The 11,205-nt window shown below is 41.8% G+C and carries 9 protein-coding genes; 5 read left to right on the forward strand and 4 right to left on the reverse strand.

Annotated features, from left to right (window positions below):
* Nucleotides 1-359: 359 nt before the first annotated feature.
* The 4 genes from KTE19_RS11105 to KTE19_RS11120 all read right to left on the reverse strand — a co-directional run bounded on the left by KTE19_RS11105 (nt 360) and on the right by KTE19_RS11120 (nt 4,389).
* A complete protein-coding gene (locus KTE19_RS11105; RefSeq protein ID WP_217342298.1) occupies nt 360-1,298 on the reverse strand; it encodes an L-lactate dehydrogenase in 939 nt (312 codons plus the stop codon).
* A 281-nt stretch (nt 1,299-1,579) separates the two neighbouring features.
* Nucleotides 1,580-3,298 (reverse strand): DUF5776 domain-containing protein, encoded by a 1,719-nt coding sequence (locus tag KTE19_RS11110; protein ID WP_217342299.1) that lies wholly within the window; start codon nt 3,296-3,298, stop codon nt 1,580-1,582.
* Between the two features lie 196 nt (nt 3,299-3,494).
* Nucleotides 3,495-4,022: a helix-turn-helix domain-containing protein gene (locus KTE19_RS11115; RefSeq protein ID WP_217342300.1), complete on the reverse strand. Its 528-nt coding sequence runs from the start codon at nt 4,020-4,022 to the stop codon at nt 3,495-3,497.
* Nucleotides 4,023-4,080: 58 nt separating this feature from the next.
* The gene (locus KTE19_RS11120; RefSeq protein ID WP_217342301.1) at nt 4,081-4,389 is read right to left on the reverse strand and encodes a cupin domain-containing protein; all 309 of its coding nucleotides are present in this window, start codon (nt 4,387-4,389) and stop codon (nt 4,081-4,083) included.
* A gap of 311 nt (nt 4,390-4,700) precedes the next feature.
* Here KTE19_RS11120 and KTE19_RS11125 point away from each other — a divergent pair, with 311 nt between their 5' ends.
* The 5 genes from KTE19_RS11125 (at nt 4,701) to KTE19_RS11145 (ending at nt 11,078) form a co-directional block, all read left to right on the forward strand.
* On the forward strand, nt 4,701-5,948 hold the full coding sequence (locus KTE19_RS11125) for a dicarboxylate/amino acid:cation symporter (protein WP_217163719.1): 1,248 nt from the start codon (nt 4,701-4,703) through the stop codon (nt 5,946-5,948).
* Between the two features lie 18 nt (nt 5,949-5,966).
* A complete protein-coding gene (locus tag KTE19_RS11130) occupies nt 5,967-8,150 on the forward strand; it encodes a beta-L-arabinofuranosidase domain-containing protein (protein ID WP_217342302.1) in 2,184 nt (727 codons plus the stop codon).
* 135 nt (nt 8,151-8,285) lie between these two features.
* The gene (locus tag KTE19_RS11135; RefSeq protein ID WP_217342303.1) at nt 8,286-8,915 is read left to right on the forward strand and encodes a carbonic anhydrase family protein; all 630 of its coding nucleotides are present in this window, start codon (nt 8,286-8,288) and stop codon (nt 8,913-8,915) included.
* 246 nt (nt 8,916-9,161) lie between these two features.
* Nucleotides 9,162-9,617: a hypothetical protein gene (locus tag KTE19_RS11140; protein WP_217342304.1), complete on the forward strand. Its 456-nt coding sequence runs from the start codon at nt 9,162-9,164 to the stop codon at nt 9,615-9,617.
* Between the two features lie 243 nt (nt 9,618-9,860).
* Nucleotides 9,861-11,078, forward strand: coding sequence for a hypothetical protein (locus KTE19_RS11145; protein ID WP_217342305.1), 1,218 nt, complete (start codon nt 9,861-9,863; stop codon nt 11,076-11,078).
* Nucleotides 11,079-11,205: the final 127 nt, after the last annotated feature.

The raw sequence follows: 11,205 nt of genomic DNA on the forward strand, positions 1-11,205 counted from the left end.
TCGCAAACATCATTTTACAGAAATTTGGCCATGGGCCATTCTTTATTTAATTAGTGTTGCACTTAAAGTGTAAATTCAAGTTTTAAAATTAATTTTCAGTTATTCTGCTATATGGATTAGGACAGCTCCTCCAAGCAGTAACCTGCACGTAAGCACCATAAGCAAAAATTCCATAAACCGGAATTTCCGCTTATGGCGACTTACGCTCCGGTTACTAACCGCTTGGCTCCGCTCACTTTTATTAGGACAGCTCCTCCAAGCAGAGATCTGCGTGTAAGCACCTCGAACAAAATTCCCAAAACCGGAATTTCCGTTCGAGGCGACTTACCCTCCGATCTCTAACCGCTTGGCTCCGCTCACTAATCACCTAACGAAGCCACCGTATCTTCAAATCGAGTCCGAATATAGTTAGCTGATTCAGCCAGTTTTTCCTTTTCTTCATCGGTGAGGTCCAAATGAACTTGTTCTTCAATCCCGTCACGGCCAACGATGGCTGGGTAGGAGAGGTAAGTGTTGTATTCTTCATGCCAGTTGGAAACGGGGAGTTCAGTGTGGGCATCGCTCATGATGGTCCGGGCTAATCTTACTGCGGCTGAAGCAATTCCGTAGTTGGTGTACAGCTTGCCATGGAAGACGGTGTAACCACCGGCCTTGGCGATTTCATCCAATTCAGTTAAATCAATGTTGCGTTCTTTGGCAACTTTGGTGATGGGATGACCTAAGACCCACACGGCAGACCAAGCAGTGAATTGTGAGTTTCCGTGTTCGCCTAAGTTGTAGCCATCAACTGAACGAGGGTCAATGTTTAATTCTTGAGCAACCGCCCGCTTCATTCGAGATGAATCGAGTAAGGTTCCGGTTCCCATCACATGGTTCTTAGGAAGGCCCGTGTACTTTTGGTACATGGTGGTGATGACGTCACATGGGTTGGTGATGTCGATTAAGATCCCGTTGAAGCCGGATGTTTTGATTTTAGCGGCAACGTCCTTGACGGCTTGCTTGGTAAATGGTAATTCAACGAACCGGTCATGTTTTGGATTATCTTTCTGTAAGCTGATTTTACCAACAGCCGAAATGATCACGTCGGCATCCTTTAATGCATCATAATCGTTAACGGTAATTTTAGTGTGGAAAGGCAGGTTTGCTAAAGCATCGGTGAAGTCGGTTGCATCGGCGTTTACCTTTAACTCGTTCGTATCAATTAAGACAATTTCTTCTGTGAACCCACCATTAATTATGTAATTTGCTACCGTGGAGCCAACGTGGCCCATTCCAATAACGCCAACTTTTCTTGTCATATAACATCCTCCTGTTATTCTTATTGTTTTGTTATTTTTAACCTAATATTATGTATTTGCCACAAATATTTGAATGGATTCGATTCTCATAAAATGAGACGAAACTCAGCCCAAGCAAAGGGTTGTAGCAGCTCGTTACCGTCCCTTAACCAGGATTTAATTATTAGATTAATTATCATAAAAGTTTATGCTTTTCTGGCAATAAGTCAACCTTTTTTCGTAAAACAACTAGAAAAGCCAGGACAAAGTTAGAAATTGTCCTGGTTACGTGGGGATGATAGTTATTTGGATTGCATGATTAACGTTTTGTTCGTAGAAATGTAGCTGCCGTCATTGAGTTGGTAGCGGGTTAAATTGCCTTGGTTAACCAGTTTAATAACTTTGAGCACCTTATTTCGCTTGACGTGGCTCTTGGTTGGTCGTTTAGTCAGTTTGACGTCTTGGTATTTGTGAATGCCCTTGGTGCTGATAACCTTTACTCGTTTACTTTTCGGCACGCTTTGGTAGTGGGCGTTGGCAACGTAATCTTTGTGAGCCGTGACGTAACCACCTGCTACTTTGTAACGCTTGGCGCCATTGTTGGCGTACGCAACGCCGAGAACTTTGAATGTTTTGGCTTTGTGACGAGCTACTTTCCTGTAAGTCTTGAGTGGGGAAGTCAGGTCGGTATTTTTGTGCACTCGAATGGTCTGCTTGTTATAAATTGTGTGGGGATGCTTGGCAACTTTGTCGACTGACTCGGATTGGTGGGGGAAGTCGAGGTCGGGTGCCGGATTAATATTGATCGTGTTGCCGGAATTATTATTGTTGGTCTCTGGTTGTTTTTCCCTTTCCGGTTGTGGATCTGGGGTGGTCGTTGGTGGCGTGGTGGGATTAGTGATGTTGACCACGGCGGAGGTGGAGTAGTTGCCGGTTTGAGTTGATTGGGAATTTCCACTTATACTTGATTTGGGATTGAATTGTACCCCGATTGCAAATTTATTGAGATGATCCCCTGCCTGAGGGATGTTTGTAAACTGTTGATTCTCTTCATCATTTTTAACAGTCTGGTTAAAGTGCTCGCCTGCATTGAGTGAGAATAATATTGCATTAGTTGGTTTTAATTGTTCAACGCCGTTTGCTTTAAGTGATGGTTGGATCGCCTGAGTAATGGTTTGCCACTTCAATGGATCCTGACGGCGTACATTCGTTCGGAAAGCAATTTCTGCAGGGGTCGTTAGCGGCCCGCTGCTTTTCTCGATTAAATTTTGAAGGCTAAATGCTTTGGAGTTAATCATAATATTGTGGGTTGAGTTAGAGCCCCCTAGCGTAATTTTAGCTAAATTATTAAAGGCGAATGCGTTGTCCTCAATAGTTTGTACTTTTGGCAAATTGAGGGCTGTGAGGTAGTTGCCAAAGAAAGACTCACTTTTAATGGAAATTACTTGTGGTAGATTTACGGAAGTGATTTGATTATGGTGAAATGCTTGTACTCCGATTGTGGTTACTTCTGGCAAGTCAATATTAGAAATTTGGTTATGGTAGGAAGCCCATCTTCCAATTGTTAGGATATTTTCTGGCTCAGCAAAAGTTATCGCTGATATTCCCTGAGAAGCCGCATCCTTGTTCCGCTTTTCTGCTTTGTTTCTTCGAGAATGGTCTGTTTGGGTTGAGTTTACAAGATAATTTAAACGATCGTAGTCAAATACGCCGTCAGGTTCGCCATTATATCCAATTCCCTTAACAATCGTTCCGTTTATCTTAGCTGGAATCATCAAGTGTCCACCAGCCAACAATTTACGAGCTTTTTCAACATTCGTAAAATTGGTGATTAGTCCAGTTTCCGTATCTATGTCAACGTCCTTATCGGCAATAGTGACCTCTTCACCTTGAGTCGAATTAATCCGCGAAATTCTCGAACCATCATCATTACCACCATTACTCGCCATCACCGCACCACCAGCACCCATGAATAACAGTGCTGTCAGTGCGCTTATACAATAAAATTTAGCTGATTTCATGTCATCTTCCTCCATATGAATTTCCCTAACGACTTGTTTTCGCAATTATCGTAACAAGGGAGACTGTAAGCGCTCAACTTTCTCGCTTATATTCACAGAGGTTTCGGTTTTTGTTCATAATTGGGAAGGATTTCCTACGATCTGATCATCCTTATACACGAAAAAAGTAGGCTGCCAAAATCGGCAACCTGCCTCTTTATACAATGGCGTTATCAGAATGGTTCCGATAGGCCAATGGCGTTTTATGATAATACAATTTGAACTGCTTAATGAAATATGATGAGCTGGTATACCCCAGCTTTTCACTGATTAGGTCGATGGATAAAACTGTTTCGATTAACATCCGTTCAGCTTTTTCAAGTCGAATTTGTCGATGAATTTGTTGGGGTGTTTGGCCGTATGCCTGCTTGATGGAATTGATAATGTATGGCTTGGAATACATAAAATGACGTGAAATCTCATCCAACGAGAAGGGCTGATCGTAATGAGATTCTATAAAACCATAGACTTGAGTTGCCAAGTTATCTTGAGGACTGACTGACGACTGGACGTAAATAGTTGATATGATATTTAAAAACAACTGCTGTTCAGATAATTGATCAAGTTGGGGCGTTGTGAATTGCTTTTCTCTTAACTTGTGATTGACATCGATATCTGACAAATTATTCATATTCTGGATTAGGTAGCGCGTATCCTTTTCTGAAAGGCGCTTGTAAACGGGCAAGTAGAGGTTGAACTCATCCTTAGAATAATATTTACGGCGATTAGCCTTTTTTCTGATCTCAATTTTTAGGTTGTCGGACCCGTTCGGTTGGATTATCCGTGGCAAAATGCAGCCAAGAAATTCGAGTATCTTCTTCACAAGGACGAAAGCCGTAATGCAACCGATTTGGGGCTAAAGTAATAGACTCATTTTTGCCAAGTGAATAACGATCACCATCGTCTTGAATATATAAACGGCCCTCTGTGACCACAATCAGATCAAAGACATTCTTGAGGATGCGGCGTTCGTGAACATTCCCAGCTCGAAATAGTGTTTTGCCCGCCACGACAAAATATGGAAATGGTGGACACTTAAACTGTAAAAACATAATATCACCCTTTAATATTTTATTAGCCTAACGAGGCGGTTAACCGCAGAACTGACATGGACCAAAAAAAGATGAATGTTACTAGTCAGTCAATTAGTTAAATATAGTACAATTTTTTCGTTTAATATTGTCATATTTTATAATAACCATTGACATTGTAACATATTTATGTATCCGCTATCATATGAGCATAGATTGGAAAAAGGTTAGTAGATGTTAATCATATATCTTTCTGATCTATAATGAAATTTCGTTTATTATTTTAAGGTGTTGCTATATTTTAGATCAATATCATTTTGGAGGATAAGCTCATGAAACAAATAATGAAGAATTACGGCTTTTCGATCATCCTGATCTCTGCATCGATTCTAGGGGCAATCGCTGGGCTGGTATTTGGAAAAAGGACGGTGGCGGTTCAGCCAATCGCTGATATCTTCTTGAACCTTGTGTTTGTATTAATTGTTCCGATCGTCTTCTTCTCGATTGCCGATGCAATTGCTAATATGGATAGTCGTGGGAAGTTACGCAAGATTTTGATGCTCTTTATCACGATTGTGGTGGTAGGCGGTGTTATTACGTCACTATTGGCATTAATTGTGATTAACTTAATCTCCGTTGCTCCCAGCGGCGCGATTCAACTTGGCAAGAGCACTGCGATTGCGGCAAACTTCAATGTTGTCAGCATGTTAACGGTTCCTGATTTTTATAATCTGCTGTCGAAGAATAATATGTTGCCGTTGATTATCTTTACAATTGCAACTGGGATTGCCATTAATGCTTTAGGTAAGGTTGGCCAACCAGCCAAACAAGTGATTCATTCAATGTCTGAAGTTTGTATGAAGTTGGTTAGTTACGTTATGAAATTGGCGCCAATTGGAATTGGCTGTTACTTTGCCGCTTTGGTTGGTAAGATGGGTGGGCAAGTTATTTCATCAATTGCTCAACTAGCTTTGGTATACGTTGGCTTCACAATTCTATTCTTCTTAATTACAAATCCTGCAATGGCATACTATGGCGGTGGCCGGACCGGCTTGAAAGCTTATTTCACCAACATTTGGACTCCAATGGCAACTGCAATGGGAACTTGCAGCAGTGCCGCCTGCATCCCTGTTAACATTGTTGCGAGTGAAAAGATGCATATTCCAACAGAAATTCCCAACATCATCATGCCACTCGGTGGTAGTATCAATAAAAATGGCGTTGTCTCTGTTCAAATTATGAAAATTGCCTTTCTATTTGCGATGTTCCATCGAACGTTTGATTTGAAAAATATGGCAATGGCCGTGGTTGTTGCCGTTATTAGTGGGGTTATTGTCGGCACAATCCCAAGCGGTGGGTTTATCGGTGAAATGTTTATTTGTTCAGCATTTGGGTTCCCGACCGCTGTTGTCCCAATTATCGTCATTATGGGAACCTTGACTGATCCATTCTGCACGATGAATAATGTTACTAGCAATCCAGCTACCGCAATGGTTCTTGCTAGAATTGTTGACGGTAAGAATTGGATTAAAGAAAAAGTGGCGGGAGAAACCGTTTCAGCCGCAAATACTGAGAACTAGAGAATAGGAGTGCTAATGATGAAGGCTACGGTTGAAAACAAACAACTATTAGAAGATGTCCAAAATATTTATTTAGGCAACCTAGGAACCATTGACACCAATATCTCGTTGCCAAGCACTGGTAAAAATGGTAGTCAGTTTCAGTGGCAATCCGATGAGCACTTGTTCATTACAGATGATGGTAAGGTAACCCGGCCGATGCCAGGCGTTGGTAACCGCGTGGTCCATTTAAACTTAACAGCGAAACTAGGTAACAAAACCTTGCAAAAACAATATACGGCAACGGTGATTCAAGAGCCACGGAAAGTTGCAATTGACCATCTGGTTGACTTGAAATTAACGATTCATTCAAGCAGCTATGACTTACCCCAGGTGGTGGTTGTCAAGCTTGCTGATGGTTCTTATACCACGGCAGAAGTGACCTGGCAGCGGGATTTCGACCCAGCGGCACTCACTCAGACAATTTCTGGAACCGTCAAGGAAAATGGCGCTTCAGTTAAAGCGACCATTAAGCGAGTCCCCCAAGATGAACATGGCTGGCACAATCCGTTTAAGACACTACCGGTCGAATTACTGGGGGATAACCCCTATATTTCGGGTAGCCAGACAATGTTGACTCACTTGAAGACGATCGACACCGATCAACTCTTATTCAATTTCCGTCAGGCTGTCGGACTACCTGTTGATCCTGAGAAACAAATGACGGGTTGGGATGCGCCAGATTGTAAATTACGAGGTCACACCACTGGTCATTATATGTCAGCGTTGGCTTTCGCATATTTTGACACGCACGAGTCAATTTTTAAGGATAAATTAGATTATCTGGTTACTGAGCTGGCCAAAGTCCAACAAACATTTACCAAATTAGGGGCTCACCCAGGCTTTCTAAGCGCATATGATGAGACCCAATTTGACGAGTTGGAAAAATACGAAACTTATCCCAACATTTGGGCACCTTATTACACTTTGGATAAAATATTGAATGGGTTATTGGATAGTTATCACTATACTGACAACCAACAGGCGTTAGCGATTGCTACTAAGTTGGGTGACTGGGTAGTAGCACGGCTGAATAAATTATCTCACCAGCAGCTGACAAAAATGTGGTCAATTTACATTGCTGGAGAATTTGGCGGTATGATTTCGGCGATGGTGCGATTATATCGGGAAACAGGACGCCAAAGTTACTTGCAAACGGCCAAACTATTCAGTAATGACAAACTGTTTGTCCCGATGCTGACCAATTACGATACTCTCAATAATATGCATGCCAATCAGCACATCCCGCAAATCATCGGTGCTGCCGATCTATATGAGGAAACCGGGGATGAGAATTATCTCCAGTTGGCTGAGAATTTCTGGAACCTGGTTGTTAATCACCATAGTTTCGCCAATGGGGGTGTCGGGGAAACCGAAATGTTCCATGAAGCGGACGCTGTTTCTAAGTACTTGACGGACAAAACGGATGAAACCTGTGCGAGTTACAACATGTTCAAATTGTCCCAACAATTATTCGAGATTACTCGCAATAGTAAATATATGGATTACGCGGAAAACGTTTTGAATAATCATCTACTAGTAGCCAATGATCATCAAACTGATGGCGGGTCTACGTACTTCTTGCCATTAAGACCTGGTGGCATGAAACAATATGATACGGATATAGATAATACCTGTTGCCATGGGACTGGCCTAGAGAATATGGTTCGTTTTCAGAAAGATCTTTACGCGTTTGATGGTGAAAGCCTGTATGTTAACTTGTTTTACGATAGTCAATTAACATTGCCGGACGACAATGGGATAATTAGCCAGCAAGTTAAGAAAAATCATATGAGTGTTCAGACCGATTTCAAGTCGCCGATTGCTGTTTTAATTCGACTGCCAGATTGGATGACTAACCTGGCAGTAACCGTTAATGGCGTGGTTGCCCCTCTAAATAGGGAGAAAGGATATCTGCGTTTGCCAGCATTAGTTGGTCAAAATACGATTGAATTGCATTACACATCCAGGGTGACCGTCAAGACTGCGCCAGATAACCAAACACTAGCAGCAGTCTTTCGAGGTCCAGATATGTTGGTTAAGCAGACTGATGAACAACAGTTGTTAGCCATGACGACCGACCAATTAGAAAGTGGCACTGGACTTGTTCCGTTCAATACAGTCCACAGTGGCCATTACCATGCTTATTTTAAAGTGAAATAGTGAATTAAAATCCTGATTGCGGCTGATAATTTCAGCTTTGACCAGGATTTTTTAGCAGATTAGGGTAAATGAATCTGGTCAATTTGCCAAAATACTGTAAACTAGATTCAAACAATTATTGAAGGGATGACCCACATGCTCGATTACACGCATCAGGAACAATGGTCCAACGGTTTTGGCTTCCAGCAATCACCGATTAATATCGAAACCAAGGCGGCAGTGTCAAAGAAGGGAACGCTTGAATTTGCCGCTCAATCTCAGTATCACTTACAACAGGAAGTTGATGACCAAACCACGATCCGCTTGCCCGGAAATGGTAACGCAGATATCTTTGGACGATCATTTACATTTCAACAGGTTCACTTTCACTCGGCTTCGGAACATTTGATTGACGGGCGCCAGTTCCCCTTGGAAATTCATTTGGTGCATCAAAATGCAATTGGTCAACTCGTTGTGGTTGCCTTACTCGCAAAAGTTGGCGATGCTGATCCAGCATTCCAACAGATTATTGAGGGCTTCACTGCTGGCAAAACTGACTTAGCCGATATTCGAATTGATCGGTGGTTACCAGAACGCCCGGTTGGTTTTCATTATTTGGGATCGCTGACTACGCCCCCGCTAACTGAGGGGGTTGAGTGGCTGATAGTGACGAATCCACAGGTGACTGTGAGTGCGGCTCAGTTGAATTGGTTTAAGGAACAATTCCCGTATGATAATCGGCAAGTGCAGAAATTAAATGGGCGAATAGTTGAACGGTACGAGTAGCTAAAAAATGCTGAGAAGATCCATTCACCGGTTTGACTTAATGTGAAAAACACTAATCAACATTAAAACCATTACTATTTGAACATACGCCAAATCAGGGTACCATTGATCTTTTGTGGAACGGTGGTGCCCTGATGTTATCTTTATAATCTCATTTTCGTTAGGCTTATTCTTTGAAACCCATTTCATAAACTGTATAATGAAAGTGTAACAAGTGTAAGATATATTGTTAAGGAGGGGTTATTTATGAGATTTGATCTTAAAAGATCACTATTCTTGTCAGTAGCTGCATTAGGGTTCGTTGCAGCTGCAGGCATGGCAAATTCTCAAACGGCAAGTGCCAAGACTTATGCTCGAGTCACATCTAATAGTAAGATGGCTATGTTGCCGCAGGATCGTAACGTCACTTTTACTGGGAACAATGCATTATATACTAAGGCCGGAACATTGAGGGGTGCTCGGGTAGTCGCTTCTAAAGCTACTTTAAGCAGCTTCTCAAACGTTTCATCTTCAACACATAATGTTCGGGCTTATCGAATTGCCACTACTAATCGTGGCTCCATCTATTACAAAGTGGTTACTTATGATGGCTCATACCGTGGTTGGATTTATGGTGGTAAAACCGACTCTGACTTCAACGGTGGGGTTCAACAATATCGAACATTTACCAACCAAGCATTTTCAACGTTAACAACAGCCTAACAAAACGGGACTTATAAGATCACGACACCTGGAACTGCCAATGATGGCACCCAAGTTACTTACAAGTCACCTGCATATACCAACTATAAGGTTGGCCGAGCAATCACTGATTCAAGTCCTTACGCCAACACGCAATTCCGAATTGACGCAGTTGGTTATCGAACCAAGGAAGGCTCATCAGATCAATGGGTTCACATCTATGACCCAGCAAATCCAAATAGCCAAGCAACTGGTTGGATTAAGATGAGTGGCTTGACCCAGACGAATGCAACAACGCCAATTGCTGACAACCAGATCCAATTCAACATCATGGATCCAAATAACAGCAACAACACGTTAGTATCATTCAACTGGACCAAGACCGGTGCTACTAGAAATTCTTATCTAGGAAACTACAACACTACCACTCACAACTGGTCATTAGATTCCAACGATCAAGCTTCATTGCAAACATCTATTAACAATGCTTTGTCTGGCTACAACTCCACTCATGGCACTAATTACAGCTACAATATTTCTAACTTGAACCAATCACAATTGAATAACTTAGCGGTTGCCCAATTTGGGGGTTCGGTCAAGTTGTATTTGAACTCGGCAATTGCAGATAATGCCGTTCGTGTATACTTCAGAATGCCAAATGGCAACAACTTGTCAACTTACTATGATTGGACTAAGTCAGGTGCCAACCGTGGTAATCTCGTTGGTTATCAAAATGGTTCTAACTGGTCATTCTATGGTAGTGACCAATCAGATATTCAAGGTAAGTTAGCAACTGCTTTAGCTGGAACAGGTTATGGATTGAACTACAATAACAACAATACCTTGAATCAGGACCAGATTAACGCGATTGCTTCTGGTCACTATGGTAGTTCGGTAACGATTTCGGTTGTGCCGGTAAATCAGACGGTTTCGAGTACCATTCGGCCAGCCGGATTTGATAATAGGAAACTGTTGACTGCAACTACTGAGAATCCTCTTAGTGATGTTGTTCCAATTCCGGACGACCTAAAGGCTGATCTTCCAGCAGCTGCCAAAGATGCAAGTGGGAATAATACTTCTTCTGCATTACTTGCTAAATTGGTACCTGGAGATTTAACTAATTTGCAGCAAAAACTTAATGATCAAACAAATGGACCTAAAGTACAAACTGCGATTAAGGCATTGAACAAAGAGCTTTCAGATGCTGCCTCAGATAAGTATATTAGTACAGGCTTGAATATGTCTTATTCAGGGGTACAAGGGGCAACTATTAGTCAACCTACACTCTTAAATTATGCTGCCAACAATAATTTAGGAACTCTTAAGTCACCAACCTTTAAGCAGTTAAATATTGGAACTGGCAATGTTGTTACCAATGATGACAGTCACGTAGAATTCACAGCAAATTCGACTGATACGAATGTAACATTTGGTAATCCAGTAAACATTTACTACAAGATTTCAGATGCTCAGAAAAATTAGTTATTGAACAATTTTGTTCATAGTTGAAGCAAAAAGAGATTACTACACAATGAGGTGTACCCCAAAAGTTAAAGTAAATATTTGCTTGTCTTTCCTAGGCGGCACGGAGTCGATAGCTTATCGGCGC

This window comes from Lentilactobacillus dabitei, assembly GCF_019061365.1.
Classification (GTDB): Bacteria; Bacillota; Bacilli; order Lactobacillales; family Lactobacillaceae; genus Lentilactobacillus; species Lentilactobacillus dabitei.

Excerpts from the sequence above, each read along its gene's own strand:
- KTE19_RS11105 (WP_217342298.1), bottom strand. The coding sequence starts at position 1,298 with ATGACAAGAAAAGTTGGCGTTATTGGAATGGGCCACGTTGGCTCCACG.
- KTE19_RS11110 (WP_217342299.1), bottom strand. The coding sequence starts at position 3,298 with ATGAAATCAGCTAAATTTTATTGTATAAGCGCACTGACAGCACTGTTA.
- KTE19_RS11120 (WP_217342301.1), bottom strand. The coding sequence starts at position 4,389 with ATGTTTTTACAGTTTAAGTGTCCACCATTTCCATATTTTGTCGTGGCG.
- KTE19_RS11125 (WP_217163719.1), top strand. The coding sequence starts at position 4,701 with ATGAAACAAATAATGAAGAATTACGGCTTTTCGATCATCCTGATCTCT.
- KTE19_RS11130 (WP_217342302.1), top strand. The coding sequence starts at position 5,967 with ATGAAGGCTACGGTTGAAAACAAACAACTATTAGAAGATGTCCAAAAT.
- KTE19_RS11135 (WP_217342303.1), top strand. The coding sequence starts at position 8,286 with ATGCTCGATTACACGCATCAGGAACAATGGTCCAACGGTTTTGGCTTC.
- KTE19_RS11140 (WP_217342304.1), top strand. The coding sequence starts at position 9,162 with ATGAGATTTGATCTTAAAAGATCACTATTCTTGTCAGTAGCTGCATTA.
- KTE19_RS11145 (WP_217342305.1), top strand. The coding sequence starts at position 9,861 with ATGAGTGGCTTGACCCAGACGAATGCAACAACGCCAATTGCTGACAAC.